Source organism: Vibrio sp. Vf1514 (assembly GCF_052076135.1).
In the GTDB taxonomy this organism is placed as follows: Bacteria; Pseudomonadota; Gammaproteobacteria; order Enterobacterales; family Vibrionaceae; genus Vibrio; species Vibrio furnissii.
On sequence record NZ_CP197267.1, the window covers coordinates 517,383 to 539,865 of the forward strand.

General features: G+C 52.8%; 17 protein-coding genes. 3 read left to right on the plus strand and 14 right to left on the minus strand.

From position 1 onward, the window contains the following. Window positions 1–28: 28 nt before the first annotated feature. Window positions 29–913: a LysR family transcriptional regulator gene (locus tag ACS18Q_RS02495; RefSeq protein WP_441257333.1), complete on the minus strand. Its 885-nt coding sequence runs from the start codon at window positions 911–913 to the stop codon at window positions 29–31. Window positions 914–1,011: 98 nt separating this feature from the next. On the opposite strand from ACS18Q_RS02495, the gene ACS18Q_RS02500 reads away from it, so the two are divergent. Both ACS18Q_RS02500 and ACS18Q_RS02505 read left to right on the plus strand, forming a co-directional pair. Then, window positions 1,012–1,509 (plus strand): phenolic acid decarboxylase, encoded by a 498-nt coding sequence (locus ACS18Q_RS02500; protein WP_199244825.1) that lies wholly within the window; start codon window positions 1,012–1,014, stop codon window positions 1,507–1,509. 176 nt (window positions 1,510–1,685) lie between these two features. Then, a complete protein-coding gene (locus tag ACS18Q_RS02505; protein ID WP_441257334.1) occupies window positions 1,686–2,465 on the plus strand; it encodes a TSUP family transporter in 780 nt (259 codons plus the stop codon). On the opposite strand, the gene ACS18Q_RS02510 is transcribed toward ACS18Q_RS02505, so the two are convergent. The 13 genes from ACS18Q_RS02510 to gltB (ACS18Q_RS02570) form a co-directional block, all read right to left on the minus strand. Then, window positions 2,416–3,261 carry a LysR family transcriptional regulator gene (locus ACS18Q_RS02510; protein ID WP_441257335.1) on the minus strand — a complete coding sequence of 282 codons (846 nt, stop codon included), beginning with the start codon at window positions 3,259–3,261 and terminating at the stop codon, window positions 2,416–2,418. The two genes, ACS18Q_RS02505 and ACS18Q_RS02510, sit on opposite strands and share 50 nt — an antisense overlap. 57 nt (window positions 3,262–3,318) lie before the next feature. Further along, window positions 3,319–3,567: a hypothetical protein gene (locus ACS18Q_RS02515; protein ID WP_441257336.1), complete on the minus strand. Its 249-nt coding sequence runs from the start codon at window positions 3,565–3,567 to the stop codon at window positions 3,319–3,321. Window positions 3,568–3,575: 8 nt separating this feature from the next. Beyond that, window positions 3,576–4,133 carry a flavodoxin family protein gene (locus tag ACS18Q_RS02520; RefSeq protein WP_004724131.1) on the minus strand — a complete coding sequence of 186 codons (558 nt, stop codon included), beginning with the start codon at window positions 4,131–4,133 and terminating at the stop codon, window positions 3,576–3,578. A gap of 25 nt (window positions 4,134–4,158) precedes the next feature. Continuing rightward, on the minus strand, window positions 4,159–4,572 hold the full coding sequence (locus ACS18Q_RS02525) for a VOC family protein (protein ID WP_014205741.1): 414 nt from the start codon (window positions 4,570–4,572) through the stop codon (window positions 4,159–4,161). A gap of 252 nt (window positions 4,573–4,824) precedes the next feature. Beyond that, window positions 4,825–5,445 carry a TRIC cation channel family protein gene (locus ACS18Q_RS02530; protein ID WP_004724133.1) on the minus strand — a complete coding sequence of 207 codons (621 nt, stop codon included), beginning with the start codon at window positions 5,443–5,445 and terminating at the stop codon, window positions 4,825–4,827. A gap of 77 nt (window positions 5,446–5,522) precedes the next feature. Beyond that, complete coding sequence (btuF, locus tag ACS18Q_RS02535) at window positions 5,523–6,338, minus strand: vitamin B12 ABC transporter substrate-binding protein BtuF (RefSeq protein ID WP_055465904.1); 816 nt, start codon at window positions 6,336–6,338, stop codon at window positions 5,523–5,525. Next, on the minus strand, window positions 6,339–7,292 hold the full coding sequence (locus ACS18Q_RS02540; protein WP_441257337.1) for a cobalamin biosynthesis family protein: 954 nt from the start codon (window positions 7,290–7,292) through the stop codon (window positions 6,339–6,341). Window positions 7,293–7,305: 13 nt separating this feature from the next. Beyond that, window positions 7,306–8,001: a 5'-methylthioadenosine/S-adenosylhomocysteine nucleosidase gene (mtnN, locus tag ACS18Q_RS02545; RefSeq protein ID WP_004724136.1), complete on the minus strand. Its 696-nt coding sequence runs from the start codon at window positions 7,999–8,001 to the stop codon at window positions 7,306–7,308. 80 nt (window positions 8,002–8,081) lie between these two features. After that, on the minus strand, window positions 8,082–8,447 hold the full coding sequence (locus tag ACS18Q_RS02550) for a DUF1499 domain-containing protein (protein ID WP_004724137.1): 366 nt from the start codon (window positions 8,445–8,447) through the stop codon (window positions 8,082–8,084). A 235-nt stretch (window positions 8,448–8,682) separates the two neighbouring features. Then, window positions 8,683–10,095, minus strand: coding sequence for an FAD-dependent oxidoreductase (locus ACS18Q_RS02555; RefSeq protein ID WP_441257338.1), 1,413 nt, complete (start codon window positions 10,093–10,095; stop codon window positions 8,683–8,685). Between the two features lie 18 nt (window positions 10,096–10,113). Further along, a complete protein-coding gene (gene gltB, locus ACS18Q_RS02560) occupies window positions 10,114–14,577 on the minus strand; it encodes a glutamate synthase large subunit (protein WP_441257339.1) in 4,464 nt (1,487 codons plus the stop codon). 415 nt (window positions 14,578–14,992) lie between these two features. Beyond that, window positions 14,993–16,462: a glutamate synthase subunit beta gene (locus ACS18Q_RS02565; RefSeq protein WP_441257340.1), complete on the minus strand. Its 1,470-nt coding sequence runs from the start codon at window positions 16,460–16,462 to the stop codon at window positions 14,993–14,995. Next, on the minus strand, window positions 16,462–20,997 hold the full coding sequence (gene gltB, locus ACS18Q_RS02570; RefSeq protein WP_441257341.1) for a glutamate synthase large subunit: 4,536 nt from the start codon (window positions 20,995–20,997) through the stop codon (window positions 16,462–16,464). The genes ACS18Q_RS02565 and gltB (ACS18Q_RS02570) overlap by 1 nt, the downstream gene beginning before the upstream one ends. A gap of 533 nt (window positions 20,998–21,530) precedes the next feature. On the opposite strand from gltB (ACS18Q_RS02570), the gene ACS18Q_RS02575 reads away from it, so the two are divergent. Then, complete coding sequence (locus tag ACS18Q_RS02575) at window positions 21,531–22,463, plus strand: TIGR01212 family radical SAM protein (RefSeq protein ID WP_143680182.1); 933 nt, start codon at window positions 21,531–21,533, stop codon at window positions 22,461–22,463. Window positions 22,464–22,483 lie beyond the last annotated feature (20 nt).

Here is a 22,483-nt window from a genome sequence, read left to right on the forward strand (position 1 = left end):
CGGCTGTGTTTTGCTCGGCTTACATCTTCTACTGGCGTGAGCTGACGGCCGTTTTGAGCATTTCCGCTAACGCCTGAATACAGGCATCGTGTTCGACCTTCGGATTTTTGACCGCATAGATGGAGGTGATGCGGCGGTAAGATTCATGTTCAGTAATCGGGCGAAGGGTTTGATCGCTGAGTTGTTGTTGAATCTCACTGGCTGGCAGCCAGCCACATCCGAGTTTGTTGGTGATTGCGGCAACGGCTGAGGTGATCGAGGTAAAGTACCACGATTCCTGATAATGCGTTGGGCGTTCACCCTGTTGATGGTGTTTATCCACCACTTGTATGGTGGGGTAGTCTGCCAGCTTCATTGCGCGCAGCTCCTCGCGATAGGAAAAGATCGGATGGTCACGGTGGGCAACCAGCATGACGGGCACGTCCAACATTTTCTCTTTCGGCAATGCAATATCTTGACTCAAACTGATGACGTACAACTCATCCTCTTGCTGATGGATGTGGACGATGCCTTCATCTCGAACGGTCTCTTTCAAGTGAATGTGCGTGTGAGGATACCGTTGATGGAACTGCTCAAAGGCGTCAAACAGGCAGGATTTGGGAAACAAACTATCCACCACCAAACTGATGACGGTGCGTTCGCCGTTTTTCACTGCGACTGCTTTTTCCTCTAGCAATTGCCAGTTGTCGAGCAGCACGCTTGCTTGCTCGAGCAGCACCTGACCTGATTGCGTTAACTCCAGTTTGCGTCCTTTGAGTTCCAACAGTGGAAATCCCAACTTGTCTTGCAATTGGTTGAGTTGATAGCTGACGGCGGGTTGGCTACGAAAATGCTGCTCAGCCGCCTTGGCAATGCTGCCGTGTTCGACGACGGCTCTCAGCAATGCCCATTGTTCTAGGTTGGTTTTAAACATATAAAATTATTGGATAGTTAATATCAAAATTACGCGTTTTTTAATAAAAAAATCATAGGTTATAGTGTCTGTGTTGACAAGATACAGGAGAAATTAAGATGTTTGATAAAAATGATTTGAGCGGCATCGTTGGTAAACACTTGGTGTACACTTATGACAATGGTTGGAATTACGAAGTTTACGTGAAAAACGAAACAACCATGGATTACCGTATCCACAGTGGTATCGTCGGCAATCGTTGGGTGAAATCACAACGCATCTATCTGGTGCCAGTGGCCCAAGATGTTTACAAAATTTCGTGGACAGAGCCAACCGGTACGGATGTGAGTTTGATCATCAACCTGGCTGACAACGTGTTCCACGGTACGATTTTCTTCCCACGTTGGATTATCAACGATCCGAAAAAAACCGTTTGTTTCCAAAACGATCACATTCCTCAAATGGAAGCGTACCGCGATGCCGGTCCAGCGTACCCAACTGAAGTGATCGACGAGTTCGCGACCATCACCTTCGTGCGTGATTGTGGCCGTGACAATGACGAGGTGATCAACTGTGCAGCCAGCGAGTTGCCAGCCGATTTCCCAAATAATCTGTAGTCCAACGTAAATTAAGTCCTTACGATCGACTGTCTGAACGAGCAAACCGCCGCCGAGGTGGTTTGCTCTTTTTTATTGATGAATAATTGGAATGAATTGTTTTCTTTCAATTCACTGTTATCACCGCAAAGCCAATGCTAGTTTGTGTTTTTTAGTTGTGGGTGATGTGGACGTTCATGGAAGTCTCAATAGAAGTTTTAGGATTGTTGTTTTTGGTTGCCGGTGTGGCCGGGTTTATTGATGCGATGGCAGGCGGCGGGGGCTTGTTAACGCTACCGGCCCTGTTAGCCGCAGGCGTGCCACCGACTCAGGCGCTGGCGACCAATAAATTGCAAAGCTCTTTTGGTAGCTTTTCGGCCACATGGTATTTTGTGCGCAATGGCATTGTCAGCCTCAAAGAGATGCGCCTAGCGATCGTGTGCACCTTTATTGGCTCAGCAATTGGTGCTGAGTTGGTGCAACAGTTTGATGCCTCACTACTGACCAGCTTGATTCCCTTGCTGCTGATCGCCATTTCTCTCTATTTTCTACTGGCCCCGCAAACCCGTGCCGACTCGGGTAAAAAGCCACTGCCGGAAGCGCTGTTCGCGTTATGTATTGGTGGTGGTATCGGTTTTTATGATGGCTTTTTCGGGCCAGGAACCGGCTCCATTTTTACCGTTTGTTTTGTGGTGTTAGGCCATTTCAGTCTGGTGGATGCGACCGCGCGTACCAAAGTGTTGAACTTCACCTCCAATATCGCAGCACTGACTTTCTTTTTGATTGCTGGCCTGCCGATTTGGCAAATTGGTCTGACGATGGCGGTCGGTGGTTTTATCGGTGCTCGCATGGGCGCGAAAGTCGTGGTCACCAAAGGCCACAAATGGATTCGCCCGTTGGTGATCACCATGTCGATGCTGATGGCACTTAAACTGCTGTGGGAACAGCATTCACAATCGTTTCTATCAATATTCTGACACGCGGTGAGCGGTAGCTAGTCGCCCGGACACAAATGTGGATCGGGCGAAACAGCGGCGCTAATTCGGCAAAGTCAAAGCAATATTGCGGTTCGATTTTGAGCGCATTAACGATGGAGAGGGGCACGAGGGCTGGGGCCATTCCACCCAATGCCAACTGCGCCGATGCGGTGTAGGAGTCCATTTCCATCACCGGATTGATGCCAAGTTTGGCGAGGATAGCGGCCTGATAGGTGTTAGCCGGGTTGGCCAAGTCGTTGGTCACCACTTCGTCGGGCAAGCTGGACAGTGGCTGGCGACTGACAATATAAAACGGTTCATCGAACAGATGCAGCGTCATCAAACCATGGTTACCCGGCAGATAGCCTGCGCAAAATCCCAGCGTGGCTTTGCCCGATTGAACGTGTTCCACAATACGCGGCGTATGGTGAGTGGTGATGGTGAAATGCGGATCGCGCTGGCGATAGTCACCCATCACCTGAGTCAGATAACCCGCGACCAGAGTCTCTGAGCAGTCGAGGCGAATCAGCGTATCATCCTCCAGCGTTTGCTGCTCAAAGATCAGGCCGCGTAGTTCATTGAATGTCGGTCCGATGTTGGCAATTAACTGCTCAGCTTCCGCGGTGAGCTTAATGTGGCGCCCTGACGGAACGATCAGTTTCTTGCCCAGTTTCTTTTCCAGATTCGCAATGCGTTTGCTGACCGCAGACTGGCTGATGTACAGCTGGCTGCCTGTGCGGCTCATGGTTTTTTCTTTACTGAGAACCAGCAGGGTCTCAATGCCTTCCAGTAGCATGGCGTTCCAATGACAAATGGGAATAGATGACAGTCATTGTACTTCACTCCTGCCCATTTAACAGCCACACGGTTTGAGGTTTCGAATCACGGCGCGTAACTGCCGGCGATGGCGCGCTGTGCTTTGCTGCTGACACTCATCGAGAGCACTGGCCGCATTCAGCGCTATATCATGCTGCAGATACGCGGGCAGATGATCGCGGGTGCTGAGCCAGTGATGAAACTTGCGCTGGCAGAGCTGATGTTGCTGACGTTGGTTGAGTGCCAGCAGCGCCAGCACCAGTCGATAAATCAGGATTTGTAACATAGGCCCTCCTATTGATTGAGCAGTGAGGCCATGCGTTCACCATAATAAAATGCCGTGGCCAGATCGTTCGGGTTCACCTGAGAGGTGTTATCAAGGTAGCTCGCCACTACACCAATACTTGAACCTGTATGATTCAAACCACGGGAATCGGTGTGTTTGGAGACATCCAGCCCGACCCAAATCATGCCGTGTTGGCAGGCAAGCGTGACGAAACTGTACAGCGTCTGCTGTTGCTCACCATTGACGCTGCCACCCATGGTTAAGCCGCCCGCCAGTTTGTTGCGCCACAACTTGTTGGCGTAACCGTCACTGCTGGTATCCATAAATGCTTTGAACTGAGCGGCGGGTCCGCCCATATAGGTTGGGCTCGCGAAGACGATGGCATCACATGCCAACAACTGGCGAAATAACGCGTCATTCTGGTATCGGCCGGCCACGATGTCAGTGGCTTTGATCTCTAACGTGATACTTTCTACGCCCTGGTGTTGAGCGCCTTCCGCGACGTGCTGAGCCAGCAAGCGAGTCGCACCATCTTGAGAAAAATAAACAATTGCAATGCGTTTCATAGTTGGTCCTGATATTGATGAATGATTAAGCGGGATAATGGTTTCGTTGGGCAGGATCGTCAGAAAAATACTCAATGAATTCCCACTCCGTCCCGCTCGGATCAAAAAAATAGACCCGATGACGATACTCGTTGTTCTCGGATAGCTCATTGAGTTGATACCCCGCTGCCAACAGGCGCTGCTTCACCGCTTCGGCATCATCGACCACGATACCAACATGATTGATGCCCACATCCCGGTAAGGCATACGATCCACCTCTGTACGGTTTTGCACTTCCTGTAGCGCGATGTACGTCTGCTCTGTGCCAATATGGCACCAGCGATAGTCCTGCTTCCCCTGATGGCGAATCTTGAAATCGGGCAGCGCGGTTTGTAGAAACGTAATCGCCTGATCGATATCGGCGACCGTAATGTTGGCGTGTTCGACATAAGCTTGCATCGTTGCCTCCATGGCTACTAAGTAAAGTTATTTATTTATTAAACTAGTTCAAAATGCCATTAAGTAAACATAAAACTTTATTTATCTGTTTAGTGATCGTATTTCTGTGATCAATGATCTCATTGTGGTGTATTTTTCGTGCAACAGGCGAAGGTCGTCGACAAAGTGCCAACCAGAGAAAGAAGGCTGAAAGCAGGAGAGGAATGCGTGGGGAGATATAAAAAAGGCCGCATGGAGCGGCCTGAATCAAACTTAGCGAGTAATGGCAAAGGTGGGCAGTGATAAATGCCAACGAATGGCGCCCAGGCGAATGATCAGCGTGGATAACACGCCAGAAATAAATGCGGTCGAGCTGTCATACCCCATCGCCAATGCCGTGGTATGGAACACGCCGCCAATGATGCAGGCTGTTGCGTAAACTTCGCTGCGCAGTACCATCGGAATTTCACGGGCCAATACGTCGCGAATGATCCCGCCACCACACCCAGTAATGACGCCCATGATGATCGCGATCAGCGATGATTCTTGATAAATAAGTGCCTTTTCGACACCGATGCCGACAAATACCGCCAAACCAATTGCGTCACACACCGGCAGGATCCACCACGCCAGCCGTTTAGGGCGGCGCACGATCAGCATGGTCAGAATACAAGTGATGAAAATGACCCACAGATAGGTGGGATCTTTAATCCAGAATACGGGGGTGGCACCAAGCGACATGTCACGAATGGTTCCGCCGCCGATCGCGGTGACGCTGGCCAGAACGATGACGCCGAATGGGTCCATTTTTAGACGGCCAGCAAGCAAAACGCCGGAGATAGCAAAAACAGCGGTACCGAACATATCGATCAGATAGAGCAGTGAAGTATCCAAAGTGTGTATCGCTCAGTTAAGTCAGTCATGGGCAAAATTGGCCGCAAATTGTACGAGATTTTTGTTCGATCTGTTACTTATTTTCGCACCTGATCGAAGTAATGACACACTTGTTGAATCGCATTGAGTGTACGGGGGGTGGGGCGGTTTAACCAATCCGATGTTAAGGCCCAGACGTGGTTCTGTTTGACCGCTGGAAGCTGTGCTTGCCAGCGCTGCCACATGTTGCCGTTGTCGATGGCATGCTCGGAGGTGAAGATCACCTCGGGTTGCGCGAGCAGAACTTGCTCCAACCCGACTTGCGGATAAGGGCTTGGGCTGCGCTCAAACACGTTCTCTCCGCCACAAAAACGAAAGACCTCGCTGGGCCAGCTGCCTTGCGCAAGTGTAATGATCGGTTTTTCACTCAACTGGTAAAAGTAACGCACGGGCTTGGCATCGGCGTATTGCGCACGCAACGTTGTCAATTGGTGGCGAAAGTCGTCGGCGGCACGCTGTCCGATGGTTGGATCGTCGGCGTATTGGCTGAGCTGTTCGATGTTGGTGGCAATGTCGTCCAGCGTGCGCGTGTTGGACTCATACAGAGGCAAACCAAGTTGTTTCAGTTTGTCTAATTCACGTGCCGGGTTGCCTCCAGGCCAGACGATCACTAAGTCTGGTTTCAGCGCCACAATGCGTTCAACTTTGACGCCTTGGTAGTTGGATACCTTTTCGATCTGACGCGCTTGCGGCGGGTAATCGCTGTATTCGCTCACCGCGACCAGCTTGTCACCCAGCCCGGCAGCAAAAGCCAGTTCGGTGGCATGTGGCGCGAGGCTGATGACTCGTTGCACGGGGTGCGCCGCATAGGAGATAGAGGTGAAGCATAGTAGCGTCAGCGTCCAAAGGCGCATTTAAACTCCTCGATAAATCACAACCAGCAACAGGCTTTCAATCAGGATCCAAGCGAAAATTCGCCAAGCCAGTAGCCTGTGCAGTTGGGATAAATGAATAGCAGAAGGGGCGATGCGGCCACCGATTTTGACGCGAACGGCTTTTTGTTCGCCGTAAATTGCCGGACCACCGAGTGACAGTTCGAGTTTGTTGCCCACGGCGCATAGCAGCCAAGCGGGGCCAGGCAGTGGCCATGAGCGGCTCTGTTGCAGCGTTCGGTGCAGCGTTTGTGCCGCGTGGTGCCCAGCAATGATCAGCATGCTAAACAGGCGCAGTGGAATGAATTCAAGCACCGCGACCGCTCGCACTACAGGCAGACCAAATGGTTGAAAACGTGGGCGCGATGGCGACCAAGCGCGCGCCAATTCCACCATCAATCGATAGATCAATGCCCCAATTCCTCCCAGCAGCGCATACCAAAACAACACGCAAACCACATTGCGGCCAAAGCCCATAATGATGGTTTCGGCACCCGCTTTGCCAAGGCCCAGTGGTGAAAGCGTCGCGGTGTCGCGATTGACGTATGGCATCAACAAGCTGCGCGCGAGTTTTTTGTCTTCTTTGGCCAGTGCAGCGGCCATGCGATTGGCCAATTGCTCTTGGCTACGCCAATCCAGCGCCAGCAACAGCAGTGCCAGCTCAAATAATTGCGGTTGCCACACCAATGGTTTCAGCGCAATGCATACCACCAGTGCCGGCAATATCATCAGTAGCCAAGCGAGTGTGCCAGAGAGCTGGCTTTGCGCATAACTGGCGTTGGTATTGACCTTGTCCGCCAGTATTTCCGCAAACTTATGCCATAACGTGACAGGATGCGCAGTGCGCGGGATTGGCAGAATCAGATGAAACAACAATGCGCCCCACATGACGAGGAGCGCACCGTTGGCATAGATCGTGTGAAAAATCTCGTCCATGAGGGCGTATCGGTTACTTCAACAATTCAACCATTTTGCTCACCATTTCTGATGAACTTTGTGCAGCCAGCGGCAGGAACTCATCGAACGACATCGGGGACTCTTTATCCGCCACGTCGGAGATCGCACGCACGACCACAAACGGCACTTGGAATTGGTGACAGGTTTGTGCAATCGCAGAGGCTTCCATTTCTACCGCAATCACGGATGGGAAGTTTGCGCGGATGAACGCTTGGCGCTCTGCAGTGCAGACAAACGCATCGCCGGTACAGATCAGACCGCGAACCGCGTGTTTGCCGACCATGGATTCCAGCGCCTTTTCTGCCACAGCCATCAGTTTTTCGTCGGCTTGGAAGGCCGCAGGTTGACCTGCCATTTGGCCGATTTCGTAACCAAACGCGGTCACATCGGCATCGTGGTGGCGCACTTCGGTTGAAATTACGACATCACCCACGTTGAGGGTTGCATCGAAACCGCCCGCAGACCCGGTATTGATCACCACATCTGGTTGGTATTCATCGAGCAAGATCGCGGTGCCAATGGCTGCGGCGACTTTGCCGATCCCCGATTGCAGGAGCACAACGTCAACGCCATGCAGCTGGCCAGAATAGTAAGTACAGCCGCCTTTGCTGACTTCCTGACAGTTGTTCAGTGCGTCTTTCAGAATGGCGACTTCTTGTTGCATTGCGCCGATGATGCCAATTTTCATGCAGTGTCTCTTTTTGAATTACGAAAAATCAGGGCGAAGTTTATCACGACCCGAGTCGTTTGCGCGAGGTTCGGTGTGCGTTATGGTTGACGCAGCATGCCTGCTTCGGCCAGTTTTTCACGCAGGCTTTCTGCACGGCGGCGGTTGACGCCAAAGTCGCTGTAGCCGACGCGCGATTCTGAGCGGACGAGTAGGTGATCATCGGTCAATTTCAGCTCCAGATCGTCGACAAAACGCAGAATGCGCGTGGTGCATTCGATGCGTAAGTACGGGCCATCTTTATCGGCGGTTTTCGCGCCGGGCAGGGTCAGCGCCACGCGCTCAATTTGCTCTAATGTCACGCCGGGGCGCAGAATAAACGGCGCGAGGGTGAATTTCTCACGATTGTCTTGGGTCGACACGCAGTTGGGCTTGTCGCCACAAAGGGTGTTGGTGCGGTCAGTCATCGGAGCCACTCCCTGACTACAGCCGCTCAGCAGGACCACAGCCATCGATAGGGTTACAGTTTTTAACATGCATGCTGCCTTATGGAATTCAGAGTGAGCAGAGGTGGTCAGCATATCGATTTATTCCTCTGTCATGTCAATACGTTACAACTGGTGACAATTATAGGCCGAAAATGAAAAAAGGATTCATCGTTGATGAATCCTTTTGCTCAACCGTGAAGTTAGGTCACGGATTTTATACCTCGAGGTAATCCATGATGCCTTCCGCTGCTTTGCGTCCTTCATCGATGGCGGTCACCACCAAATCTGAACCGCGCACGGCATCACCGCCAGCAAAAATTTTCTCATTGCTGGTTTGGAACTTAAATGCCTGACTGAGCGGCGCTTTAATGCGGCCCCATTGATCCAGCTCGACGCCAAACGGTTCCAGCCAACTCATGTGGTGTGGTTGGAAACCAAATGCCATGATCACCGCATCGGCTTCTAGCACGTGTTCACTGCCTGCGACCGGTTCTGGGCGGCGGCGACCTGCATCATCCGGCTCACCCAAGGCGGTTTGCACCACTTTCACGCCCGTCACTTGACCGGATGCATCCACTTCAATGCCCAGCGGTTGCAGGTTGAACATGAACTCCACACCTTCTTCTTTGGCGTTCTTCACTTCACGGCGGGAACCAGGCATGTTCTCTTCGTCGCGTCGGTAAGCACACACGACGCGTGAGGCTCCTTGACGAATCGACGTGCGCACACAGTCCATCGCGGTGTCACCGCCACCGAGTACCACGACTTTCTGGCCGGCCATGTCGATGAAGCGCTCTGGCGACGGCAGATCCATCACTTTGTAAGTGTTGGAGATCAGAAATGGCAGCGAATCGTACACGCCTTGCGCGTCTTCGTTGTCCAGACCCGCACGCATGTATTTGTAGGTGCCCACGCCAAGGAACACCGCATCGTATTCGTCAATCAGTTGTTGCAGTTGAACATCTTTGCCCACTTCAACATTGAGGCGGAATTCGACCCCCATTTCGCTAAATACGCGGCGGCGGTTTTCCATCACGCCTTTTTCCAGTTTGAATGACGGAATACCAAATGTCAGCAGGCCGCCGATTTCAGGATAACGATCGTACACTACCGGTTTCACACCGTTGCGAACGAGGACGTCAGCCGCGGCAAGCCCTGCCGGGCCAGCCCCGATGATGGCGACTTTCTTATCCGTCCATTCCACGTTGGACATGTCCGGTTTCCAACCCATCTCAAAGGCTGTATCGGTGATGTATTTTTCAACGTTCCCAATGGTCACGGCGCCGAAATCGGCGTTCAGCGTACACGACCCCTCACACAAACGATCCTGCGGGCACACGCGGCCACATACTTCGGGCAGGCTGTTGGTTTGGTGTGACAACTCCACTGCCTCGAGAATGCGGCCCTCATTGGCCAGTTTCAGCCACTGAGGAATGTAGTTGTGTACCGGACATTTCCATTCACAGTACGGGTTGCCGCAATCCAGACAGCGATCCGCCTGAGCGGTGGCTTGCTGTTTGGTAAATGGTTCATAAATCTCTACGAATTCAATCTTACGAATGGTGAGCGGCTTTTTTGCCGGATCCACTCGGTTGACATCAATAAATTGGTATACGTTCTGGCTCATGACTTCGGCTCCTTCCAATTATTGTGCTTGAACGCGCAGTTCAGCAGCGCTGCGGCTTTGGTGACCCAATAGAGTCTGCAGGTCCGCTGCCTGAGGTTTAACAAGGTAGAACTTCGGAATCCATTCATCAAAGTTCGCTAAGATATGTTCAGCATGAACAGAGCCAGTTTCTTCCAGATGTTCTGCAATCAAGCCACGCAGGTGTTCTTGATGGATGTAGAGATCGTTCAGCGCAATCGCTTCGACAGATTCCTCGTTCACGCGGCCTTGGAAATCGCCATTTTCGTCAAGGACGTAAGCAAAACCGCCCGTCATCCCCGCGCCGAAGTTGACGCCCGTTGCCCCGAGAATCGCCACGATGCCGCCTGTCATGTATTCACACGCGTTGTCACCAGCCCCTTCAATCACGGCAATGGTGCCAGAGTTTCGCACGCCAAAACGTTCGCCTGCTTTGCCGGCTGCAAACAGTTTGCCGCCAGTGGCACCGTACAAACAGGTGTTCCCGATGATGGTGGCTTCGTTACAGGTAAATGCCGTTCCCAGATGCGGTTTGATGACAATCTTACCGCCCGCCATGCCTTTACCGACGTAGTCGTTGGCATCGCCTGTCAGGTACAGCTCGACACCGCCCGCGTTCCATACGCCAAACGATTGACCCGCAGTGCCTTGTAACACCACTTTGATCGGCGTGGCGGAGAGGCCTGCGTTGCCGTAGCGTTTCGCGATTTCACCCGACAACCGCGCCCCGACGGAGCGGTCGGTGTTGATCACGTCGTAGTACAGTTCGGTTGAGTACTGGTTTTCAATCGCTTCCAGTGCGTCATCCACGATTTTCTGGTTCAGCGCCGCTTTATCAAACGGGGTGTTTGGTTGAGTACAGAACAGTGGCAAACCTTCCGGTGATACCGGTGCTTCGAGGATGCCAGACAGATCCAGCTTGCTCTGTTTCGCCGTCATGCCTTGTACCGCTTCCAGCAGATCGGTTCGGCCAATCAGGTCGGTGAGTTTTTCTACGCCCAATTCGGCCAGATAACCACGCACTTCTTCAGCCAAGCCGGTGAAGTAGTTAATCACCATCTCAGGCAGACCTTTGAAGTACTCGCGGCGCAGGGTTTCATCCTGAGTCGCCACCCCGGTTGCACAGTTATTGAGGTGACAGATGCGCAGGAATTTACAGCCCATGGCTACCATGGGCGCGGCGCCAAAACCAAAGCTTTCTGCACCCAGAATGGCACCTTTGATGACATCGAGGCCGGTTTTCAGACCGCCATCGACTTGCAGGCGAATCTTATGACGCAGACCGTTCGCCACCAAGGCTTGCTGAGTTTCCGCCAGCCCCAGTTCCCAAGGACTGCCCGCGTATTTTACTGAGGTCAGTGGGCTCGCCGCTGTGCCGCCGTCATAGCCGGAAATGGTGATAAGGTCGGCGTAAGCTTTGGCCACACCGGTCGCGATCGTGCCGACGCCCGGTTCAGAAACCAGTTTGACAGACACCAGCGCTTTCGGGTTGACCTGTTTTAGGTCGAAGATCAGCTGGGCTAAGTCTTCAATCGAGTAAATGTCGTGGTGCGGAGGCGGAGAAATCAACGTCACGCCTTGCACGGAGTAACGTAACTTCGCGATTTCCGCCGTCACTTTGTGACCCGGCAACTGACCCCCTTCACCCGGTTTTGCCCCTTGCGCGACTTTGATTTGCAGCACGTCAGCGTTGGTCAGGTAATGTGGCGTCACACCGAAACGACCCGAAGCAACCTGCTTGATGCGCGAGTTACGTTCGGTGCCAAAACGGCGCGGATCTTCGCCCCCTTCACCGGAGTTCGAGTGACCGCCAATTCGGTTCATCGCGGTCGCCAGCGCTTCGTGCGCTTCCGGGCTCAGTGCGCCGATAGACATGGCGGCCGAGTCAAAGCGTTTGAACAGCTCAGTGGTCGGCTCAATTTGTTCTAGAGCCAGCGGGTTGTCTGATTTTTTCAGTTTGAGCAAATCGCGCAGCATCGCCACCGGACGCTCGTTCACCTGTTTGGCAAACTGAGCGTAGTCTGATGTTTCACCGGATTTCACCGCCGTTTGCAGCGTACCAACCACATCAGGGTTGTAGGCGTGGTATTCACCGCCGTGCACGTATTTCAGCAGACCACCATGTTCCATTGACTTGCGTTTGGTCCATGCTTTGCGCGATAGGTTAAACAAGTCCTGCTGGAAGTCGTCAAAGTTGGCGCCCTGAATGCGGGTGGTGACCCCTTTAAAGCACAGTTCGACGATGTCGCTATGTAGACCCACCGCTTCAAACAGCTGTGAACAGCGGTAAGAGGCCACGGTTGAGATGCCCATTTTAGACATAATTTTGTACAGGCCTTTGTTGATGCCGTACTGGTAGTTTTGCATCGCATCGCGATAGCTCTTCTCCAATACGCCGTCATCGACCAATTTACCGACCACTTCATATGCGAGGTAAGGGTAAACCGCCGTGGCCCCAAAGCCGATCAGCACCGCGAATTGATGCGGGTCGCGCGCGGTGGCGGTTTCGACGATGATGTTGGCATCACAACGCAGGTTGGATTCCACGAGGCGCGTTTGCACGGCGCCAACGGCCATCGCCGCTGGGATCGGCAGCTTGCCTTTGGTCAGCGCACGATCCGACAGCACGATCAGCACGGTGCCTTCGCGCACCACTTGTTCGGCTTGATCGCACAGCGCCAAGACCGCTTGCTTGAGATCGTGTTCCTGCGGATCGTAGTTGATGTCGAGGATCGTATTGCGATAGTGCTGATCGCTCAGGGTCAGCAACTGTTGCATGTCCGAGTAGAGCAGCACCGGCGATTCAAACGTGACTCGGTGTGCGTGACCATCGGTTTCGCAGAAAACGTTCATCTCCTGACCGATACTGGTGGCCAGCGACATGACGTGTTTTTCACGCAGCGGATCGATCGGCGGGTTGGTCACTTGTGCAAATTTCTGACGGAAGTAGTCCGTGATTAGGCGCTCTTTCGATGAGAGGACGGCCATCGGCGTATCATCGCCCATTGAACCAACCGCTTCCTGACCCATGTCGGCCATGACGCGCAGCACTTGATCCACTTCTTCATTGGTCATTGCAAACTGCTTTTGATAGGTGTTGAGCTGATCCGCATCAAAGCTGCGCTCGCCCACCTGATCGTCTGGCAGTTCAGCAAACGAGGTTAACGGATAAACGTTGTTTTGCATCCACTCACGGTAGGGGTGGCGGCTCTTAAGATCGTTGTCGATCTCGGCCGATTGCCATAACTTGCCTTTGCGCGTATCGATCACCAGCAGTTCACCCGGACCCACGCGGCCTTTCTCTGCCACTTCATCCGGGGCGTAGTCCCAAATACCGACTTCCGAGGCCAGCGTGATCAGCTTATCTTTGGTGATCACGTAGCGGGCAGGGCGTAGACCGTTGCGGTCAAGGTTACACGCGGCGTAGCGGCCATCGGATAACACGATACCCGCCGGGCCATCCCACGGCTCCATGTGTTTGGAGTTGAAGTCGTAGAAGGCGCGTAGTTCGTCGTCCATATCCGGGTGGTTTTGCCACGCAGGCGGCACCAGCATCCGCATGGCACGGAAGATATCCATACCGCCCGCGAGGAACAGATCCAACATGTTATCGAGGCTGGACGAGTCTGAACCGGTTTCGTTCACAAAAGGTGCAGCCGTTTGTAAGTCAGGCAGCAGCGGCGACGAGAATTTGTAAGCACGCGCGCGCGCCCACTGACGGTTCCCCTCAATGGTGTTGATCTCACCGTTGTGCGCTAAGTAGCGGAACGGCTGCGCCAATGGCCAACGGGGTTGCGTGTTGGTTGAAAAACGCTGGTGGAACAGACAGATCGCCGATTCCATACGCAGGTCGGCCAAGTCGAGATAAAAACGCGGTAAGTCCGCAGGCATGCACAGGCCTTTGTAAACAATAACCTGCGTCGACAGCGAACAGATGTAGAAATCTTTGTCTTCGGAGATTTGCTTTTCGATGCGGCGGCGCGCGATGTATAGGCGACGTTCAATGTCGCGTTCACGCCAGCCCGCGGGAGCAGAAATGAAGACTTGTTGAATATCCGGTAGTGAAGCTGCGGCGATCGGCCCCAGCACCTTCGGATTGGTTGGCACGGTACGCCAGCCGGAGACCGTGAGTGTTTCTTGCGCTAGCTCTTTATTGATGATGTCGCGCGCAGACTGCGCTTTGACCGGATCTCGGCTAAGAAATATCATCCCAACCGCGTATTGCTTACCCAGCTTCCAGTGCTGTTCTTCAGCAATCAGGCGCAAGTAAGTATCGGGTTTTTGGAGTAGAAGACCGCAACCATCACCGGTTTTTCCATCGGCGGCAATACCGCCACGGTGGGTCATGCGGTCGAGAGCAGAAATCGCGGTGCGAACCAATTTATGACTGGCTTGACCTTCCATATGCGCGATCAAGCCGAATCCACAGTTGTCTTTCTCAAGACTTGGATCATATAGAGCCATTGCAATTCTCCCTTTGCTTCTCTGTCATCCAGACAGTAAATGACTAACTATTCGTTTATATTGTTATTATTTAGATAATTATTAATTAAAACTGATTAAAAATTTAACAATTTCGGACAGTTTAATTTGCACTGAATTCACAACCTATAGCTTATTGTGAAAAAGGTCAAGTTTTTGGTGATTAATCATGTGTGTCAGCGATTTACCAAGCATTACTCTAATTAATATCAATAAATTCAATATGATAGGTTTTTAAATGTTACGACTTTTTAACATTTAAATCTCGCCAGATGAGAAACAAAGAAAAAAGGCTAGCGGGAGGGCTAGCCAAATAGGAACTGTTTGGAAGGAATTTGTTGTGTTTACAGCAAGGTTCCTAGGGAGATACTCTCTAAGAACCTTGTTGAATAGACCTTTATGCTGAAAGCATCAAAGAGTCGGCTTTGGCTTCGAGATGCGTATTGCCCATCAGGTATTCATCGACGGCACGCGCAGACTCGCGACCTTCGTTGATGCAACGAACCACCAACGATTGGCCCGTACGCATATCCCCCGCAGCAAACACCCCTTTTTGGTTGGTCGCGAAGTGTTGTGTAGCCACATTCCCGCGTTCATCCAGTTTGATGTTGAGCTGAGCCAATACGCCATGCGGTTCCGGATGCAGGAAGCCCATCGCCAGAAACGCCATGTCACATGGAATCACTCGCTCGCTGCCTGCCACTTCTTCGAAACTCGGACGCTCGCCCGCTGCGGCTTCTTTCCAAACGATATCAGCAATGCGCAGGCCGGTGACCTCACCGTTGGCGTTGCCAATGAACTCTTTGGTCAGAATGTTCCAATGACGCTCGCAGCCTTCTTCGTGGGAAGTCGACGTACGCAGAATCATGGGGTATTGCGGCCAAGGCATGTTCGCCGGACGTTTGTCCGCTGGCATGGGCATGATTTCCACCTGAGTGATGCTTGCCGCGCCGTGACGGTTTGAAGTGCCGACACAGTCAGACCCGGTGTCACCACCGCCAATCACTACCACGTGTTTGCCTTTGGCATGGATCTCGTCGGTTTTGAGATCCATGTTGTTGGCACGGCGGTTGTTTTGCGCCAGGAACTGCATCGCAAAATACACACCACTGAGCTCGCGGCCCGGAATCGGCAGGTTGCGTGGGACGGTGGATCCGCCCGTCAGCAATACGGCATCGAACTCCTGACGCAGTTGCTGGGCGTTGATGTCGACGCCGACATGCGCATTGACTTCAAATTTCACGCCCGCTTCGGCCATCAGGTTGATCTTGCGATCAATCACATCCATGCTCAGTTTGAAATCAGGAATCCCAAAACGCAGCAGGCCGCCGACTTTCTCATCGCGCTCAAACACGGTCACAGTATGACCCGCGCTGTTGAGCTGCTCTGCGGCAGCTAACCCTGCTGGGCCAGAGCCAATAATGGCGATCGATTTACCGGTGCGAGTGCGCGGCGTTTTGGGCTTGGCATAGCCGTCTTGATACGCGCGTTCAACGATGGTTTTCTCGATATTACAAATGGTGATCGGATCCTGATTGATGCCCAGCACACACGCGCTTTCACACGGCGCAGGACACACACGACCGGTAAATTCCGGGAAGTTGTTGGTCGAGCTCAGGATGTGCCACGCTTCTTCCCAGCTTTCACGATACACCGCATCGTTGAACTCTGGAATGATGTTGCCAATCGGGCAGCCGTTATGACAAAACGGCACGCCACAATCCATACAACGTGACGCTTGTTGGTTGATCTTGTTGCCAAATTCGGCGTTCAACACAAACTCTTTGTTGTTCTTGATGCGTTCTTTCGGGTCGATCTTCTTCGGTAGTTCACGACCAAATTCTAAAAATCCAGTAGGCTTACCCATTACACTGCCTCCACTTCTGCCGCTGCTGCTTCCTGACGTTTTTGAAGTACCGCTTTGTAATCACGCGGCATCACCTTCACCATATCGGCAAGGCTGGCTTCAAAGTTGTCGAGGAAGGACTGTGCCACTTCACTTCCTGTGAACTGAACGTGTTTGGTGAGCATCGCTTTCAGCAGCGCTTTGTCTTCTGCTTCAATTGGATCGAGATCCACCAGTTCAGGGTTGAGTTTCGATTCGAAGTCACCCGACTTATTCCAGACATAGGCGGTTCCGCCGCTCATGCCTGCCGCAAAGTTGCGACCGGTTGCGCCAAGGATCACGGCCACGCCGCCGGTCATGTATTCACAGCCGTGGTCGCCCACGCCTTCAACCACGACTTTAGCGCCGGAGTTACGGACACAGAAACGCTCGCCCGCAAGGCCACGAATGTAAGATTCGCCAGACGTCGCACCGTAGAAACAGACGTTTCCGACCACGATGTTGTCTTCGGCAATCAGACTGGAATCGCGGTTCGGATAGAGCACCAGCGTGCCGCCGGACAACCCTTTACCCCAGTAGTCATTCGCATCACCTTCCACTTCAAATGTCACGCCTTTGGCCAAGAATGCGCCAAACGATTGACCTGCGCTGCCGTTGAATTTGACCTGCATCGGCTGCGGTAGACCTTGATCTTGGTAGACTTTGGAGATCTCGTTCGACAGCATGGTGCCGGTGCTGCGGTCGGTGTTGATGATCGGGAATCGTGCTTGCACCGCTTCGCCTTTCTCCAGCGCCGGTTTAGCGACCTCGATCAACTGGCGATCCAGCACGCTTTCCAGATTGTGGTTCTGCTGCGTTTGACAGTAGATGCCATCGGCTTCACGCGGCGGCTCAAGGAACAGTACCGGAGACAGATCCAGATTTTTGTATTTCCAATGGCCAACATCGTCGCGCAGTTTCAGTTTGTGCGCCTGACCCACCATCTCATTGATGGTGCGGAAACCCAGCTCTGCCATGATTTCACGCAGACCTTGCGCCATGTATTGGAAGAAGGTCACCACGTCATCGACGCGGCCGTCAAAGCGTTCACGTAGCGTTTTGTTTTGTGTCGCGATGCCAACCGGGCAGGTGTTCTTATGACACTTACGCATCATGATACAGCCTTCAACCACCAGTGCGGCGGTAGCCACGCCCCATTCTTCAGCGCCCAGCAGCGTCGCAATCGCGATGTCGCGTGGGGTTTTCATCTGACCATCGGCTTGCACGACGATACGGTTACGCAGGCCGTTTTTCAGCAGGGTTTGATGCGTTTCGGCCAGACCCAGTTCCCACGGCAGACCGGTGTGACGAATCGACGACACTGGAGATGCGCCCGTGCCACCATCGTGGCCAGCAATCAGGACCACATCCGCTTTCGCTTTGGCGACGCCAGATGCGATGGTGCCAACACCCGCTTCCGAGACCAGTTTGACGTTCACGCGGCCTTTGCGGTTGGCGTTTTTCAGGTCAAAGATCAGCTGCGCCAAGTCTTCAATGGAGTAGATGTCGTGGTGTGGTGGTGGCGAAATCAGGCCGACCCCCGGGGTCGAGTGACGCGTTGCGCCGATCCAGTCATCGACTTTATCGCCCGGCAATTGACCGCCTTCACCCGGTTTCGCGCCTTGCGCCATCTTGATCTGAATCTCTTCCGAGTTGGTCAGGTAGTACGACGTCACCCCAAAGCGGCCAGACGCCACCTGTTTGATCGCCGAACGTTCCCAGTCGCCATTCTCTTTTGGCAGGAAGCGCATTGGATCTTCGCCGCCTTCACCCGAGTTTGATTTCGCGCCCAGACGGTTCATCGCAACTGCCAGTGTGGAGTGCGCTTCGTATGAAATCGAACCAAACGACATTGCGCCCGTGGCAAAGCGTTTGACGATACTCTCAATCGATTCCACATCTTCAATAGGAATGGAACCGGCTGGGTTTTTCACAAAGTCGAGCTGACTACGCAGGGTGACGGCTTTGTCGCCTTGGCTGTCCACTTCTGCGGCGTACTTCTTGAACTCTTCAAAGTCTTTGTTGCGCGTCGAGTGTTGCAGCAGGTGAATCGTTTCTGGGTTGAACAGGTGTTTTTCACCCCGTTGTTTCCACTGATACACACCGCCGACATCCAGCACTTGCAGCGGGATTTCACGCGTTGGGTAACCGATGCGGTGACGCACGCCCACTTCTTTGGCGATGTCATCCAGCGTCATACCCTGAATACGGGTGATAGTGCCGGTAAAGTATTTATCGACCACCGCTTTGCTGATCCCCAGCGCTTCAAAAATTTGCGCACCATGGTAGGACTGCAGGGTTGAAATCCCCATTTTTGAGAAGATTTTCAGCAGGCCGGCATTGATGCCTTTGCGGTAGTTTTCGAAATATTTGTCGACCGGAATCTCGGCATCCAGCTTGTTGCGGCGTTTCAGATCGAAAATGGTTTCTGTGACCAGATATGGGTTGACTGCGTTGGCCCCGTAACCGACCAGGGTCGCGAAGTGGTGCGTTTCACGTGCATCCCCAGTTTCAACCACAATGCCACACTTCGAGCGCAGTCCTTTGCGGATTAAGTGATGGTGCACCGCGCCCACGGCCAGCATGGCAGGAATTGCGGCGTGGTTGGAGTTCACGGCACGGTCGGTCAGCAGAATGATCGAGTAACCGTCGATGACTGCGTCTTCTGCATATTGGCAGATGCGTTTCAGCGCGCGTTCGAGTTTGCCCGGTTCGCCGCTGGCCTGGAATACGATATCCAGCGTTTTGGCTTGCAGGTGTTCGTTATCGATCGCGCGCAGTTTTTCCAGCTCAGCGTTGGAAATCACGGGCGATTCAAGTTCCACTTTACGACAGTGCGCAGGCGTTTCAGCGAGCAGGTTTTGATCGCGGCCGATGTAGGTGTTGAGTGACATCACCATGCGTTCACGAATCGGGTCGATCGGTGGGTTGGTCACCTGAGCAAACAGCTGCTTGAAGTAGTTTGACAGATGCTGGGACTGATGCGACAGCACGGCGACTGGCCAGTCGGCGCCCATCGAACCGAGCGGTTCATAACCGGTTTGCGCCAGTGTCAGAATGATGTCGTTCACTTCTTCGCTGCTGACCCCAAAGGCTTGCTGACGGTGCAGCAGGCGTTCTGGCGAAGGCTGGCTGTGCACGTTGTCGGCATCCGGCAGCTTCTTCAGGCTCAGCAGGTTTTCTTCTACCCACTGTTCATAGGGCTGGGCGTTGGCAATGCCATCTTTCACTTCTTCATCCGAAATGATGCGGCCTTGTTCCAAATCGGCCACAAAGATACGACCCGGTTGCAAACGGCCACGGTATTCAACGTTTTCCGGTGCAATTTCCACCACGCCCGACTCGGACGCCATGATGAGGAAGTCGTCTTTCGTCACGGTGTAGCGAGACGGACGCAGGCCGTTGCGGTCAAGCGTCGCACCCACTTGCACGCCATCGGTAAAGCAGACCGAGGCTGGGCCATCCCACGGTTCCATCACGTTGGCGTGGTATTGGTAGAACGCACGACGTTTCGGATCCATGGCTTTGTTTTCTTGCCACGCTTCCGGAATCATCATCATCAGGGCATGTGGCAGGCTGCGGCCAGAGAGCACCAAAAGCTCAAGCACCATGTCGAAGTTGGCAGAGTCAGACGCGCCTTCTTGGCACACCGGCAGTAACATGTCGATTTCGGCTTGCGTAAATAAATTCGATTGCAGAATCGCCTCGCGCGCCTTCATCCAGTTCAGGTTGCCGCGTACCGTGTTGATTTCACCGTTGTGCGCAATGTAACGGAAAGGCTGAGCCAGACGCCATTTCGGGAATGTGTTGGTGGAGAAACGCGAGTGCACCAGCGCCAGCGCCGTCACCATGGTCGGATTCTGTAGATCTAGGAAGTATTGCGGTACTTGCTCGGTCGTCAACTGGCCTTTGTAGACCAGCGTTTTGTACGACAGCGAGTTGATGTAGAAGTCATCACCGATGTTCGACACGCTTTCGAGACAAACGCGGACGGTGTAATTACGCAAGACGTACAGTTTACGTTCCAGCTCGTCGGCACTCATGCCCGGACCGCCGGAAATAAATACGTGCTCAAATTGAGGCTCGGTGCTTAACGGATCTGCACCCAGCATGCTGTTGTCGGTTGGCAATACGCGGTAACCAATCACGTCCAGATCCAGACGCTTGGCGTTACGTTCTAAAATATCGCGACATTGCGCGCGTTTGTGCTCATCTTGGGGAAACAGCACCACACCGACGCCGTATTTATCGAATGCTGGCAATTTGATGCCCAGCTTCACGGCTTCTTCCAATAGAAATTCGTGTGGTTTTTGCAGCAGAATGCCCGCGCCGTCGCCACTGCAAGGGTCACAACCTTGACCACCGCGGTGCTCCATGCGTGCCAGCATATCCAGTGCTTGAGTCACAACTTGGTGAGATTTGCGGTTCTTGAGGTGGGCAACAAAACCGATACCACAAGCATCATGCTCGAGTTCCGGCGTGTAAAGACCTCGCGAACGTTGCTCTCGATCTACCATAGATACATCCTTCCAGTTCAAGCGGACACAAGCAAGCCAAGGCAAGCCCCAGCGCTGTATCCTGTCCTTATTGTTATGAATCTAAACCTGCCAGTGGTGGCGGGTTCGCTTCCTTTCCGTCTCTCACAGGAAAAATTTTGTGAGAAAAACAATCCTTAGTGATATCCCTTTTGTCAGGCCACTTTTGTAGTGGTTTATATAGGTAGGAGCGGAATATCACCGACGTTTCGCAGCGTTTCTTGTAATAAAATAATCAAAAAACAGCGTAAAACTGTAAGTATCCTACAATTTTGTCGTGCAAAAATGCAACGAAAAGTCTGGGATTTTTACGGGCTTTTTTTGTTTGCAAATGCATAACTTGTTTAACATTTGTAAAACATTAAGGGTTAAATGCTGTTTTTATGAATGTTTATTGATTTTGGTTAGAGATGTCTGCGTTTCATACACCTAAAATTTGTGACTAAATAGTGTAATTATGTAATTTAATTACATTTTGTAATTGAGAATTATTTGTATTTATTTTGGGTGTCGCCATGCAGTTACATGAGTTAGTGAACACGATTGGACAAGATCTCCAGCGCCGCTACGGAGAGCGTGTACATAAGTTGACCTTACATGGCGGATTCAGTTGCCCGAATCGCGATGGCACCATTGGCCGCGGCGGTTGTACTTTTTGCAATGTGGCGTCGTTTGCCGATGAAGCGAGCCAGGCCAAAAGCATTGAAGACCAGCTGACTGATCGCGCGGGTGAAGTGCAGCGGGCGAAGAAATATCTGGCCTATTTTCAGGCTTATACCAGTACCTATGCCGAGGTTCAGGTGCTGAAATCGATGTATGAACAGGCGCTCAAAGCGGCGGATATTGTTGGCTTGTGTGTTGGAACGCGCCCGGACTGTGTGCCGGATGCCGTGTTGGAACTGCTGGCTGAATACGCGCAGCAAGGGTTTGAGATTTGGCTTGAATTGGGGCTGCAAACGGCCAACGACCAAACACTCAAACGCATCAACCGCGGCCACGATTTTGCCTGTTACGCTGAAATCACTCGTCGAGCCCGCGCGCTGGGTATCAAGGTTTGTACGCACCTGATCGTCGGGCTACCGAAAGAGGGGCGAGACGATAATCTCGCCACCTTAGAGCAAGTGCTTGCCGTGGGCACCGACGGCATCAAATTGCACGGTCTGCACATTGTTGAAGGCAGCACCATGGCCAAAGCATGGCGTGCGGGCAAATTGGAAGCGCCGACGCTAGACGAATACGTCGCGATTGCGTGTGAAATGATTCAGCGCACACCGCCAGAGGTGGTCTTTCATCGCGTGGCTTCGTCGGCACGTCGGCCAACCCTGCTGTCACCGTTGTGGTGTGAGAACCGCTGGCTGGCGATGACGGAGATTGGACGCCGACTGGATCGTGACGGCGCTCAAGGATCCTTCATCGCACGGCCATTTCAATATCACCCAATCGAATAGTTGCGGATCAAACCCAGAGA

Coding starts and splice junctions, on each gene's coding strand:
- ACS18Q_RS02555 (WP_441257338.1), bottom strand. CDS start 10,095: ATGAGCCAGAACGTATACCAATTTATTGATGTCAACCGAGTGGATCCG.
- ACS18Q_RS02540 (WP_441257337.1), bottom strand. CDS start 7,292: ATGGACGAGATTTTTCACACGATCTATGCCAACGGTGCGCTCCTCGTC.
- gltB (WP_441257339.1), bottom strand. CDS start 14,577: ATGGCTCTATATGATCCAAGTCTTGAGAAAGACAACTGTGGATTCGGC.
- ACS18Q_RS02495 (WP_441257333.1), bottom strand. CDS start 913: ATGTTTAAAACCAACCTAGAACAATGGGCATTGCTGAGAGCCGTCGTC.
- ACS18Q_RS02505 (WP_441257334.1), top strand. CDS start 1,686: ATGGAAGTCTCAATAGAAGTTTTAGGATTGTTGTTTTTGGTTGCCGGT.
- btuF (WP_055465904.1), bottom strand. CDS start 6,338: ATGCGCCTTTGGACGCTGACGCTACTATGCTTCACCTCTATCTCCTAT.
- ACS18Q_RS02550 (WP_004724137.1), bottom strand. CDS start 8,447: ATGACTGACCGCACCAACACCCTTTGTGGCGACAAGCCCAACTGCGTG.
- ACS18Q_RS02500 (WP_199244825.1), top strand. CDS start 1,012: ATGTTTGATAAAAATGATTTGAGCGGCATCGTTGGTAAACACTTGGTG.
- ACS18Q_RS02520 (WP_004724131.1), bottom strand. CDS start 4,133: ATGAAACGCATTGCAATTGTTTATTTTTCTCAAGATGGTGCGACTCGC.
- ACS18Q_RS02510 (WP_441257335.1), bottom strand. CDS start 3,261: ATGCTACTGGAAGGCATTGAGACCCTGCTGGTTCTCAGTAAAGAAAAA.
- ACS18Q_RS02525 (WP_014205741.1), bottom strand. CDS start 4,572: ATGCAAGCTTATGTCGAACACGCCAACATTACGGTCGCCGATATCGAT.
- mtnN (WP_004724136.1), bottom strand. CDS start 8,001: ATGAAAATTGGCATCATCGGCGCAATGCAACAAGAAGTCGCCATTCTG.
- gltB (WP_441257341.1), bottom strand. CDS start 20,997: ATGGTAGATCGAGAGCAACGTTCGCGAGGTCTTTACACGCCGGAACTC.
- ACS18Q_RS02515 (WP_441257336.1), bottom strand. CDS start 3,567: ATGTTACAAATCCTGATTTATCGACTGGTGCTGGCGCTGCTGGCACTC.
- ACS18Q_RS02565 (WP_441257340.1), bottom strand. CDS start 16,462: ATGGGTAAGCCTACTGGATTTTTAGAATTTGGTCGTGAACTACCGAAG.
- ACS18Q_RS02575 (WP_143680182.1), top strand. CDS start 21,531: ATGCAGTTACATGAGTTAGTGAACACGATTGGACAAGATCTCCAGCGC.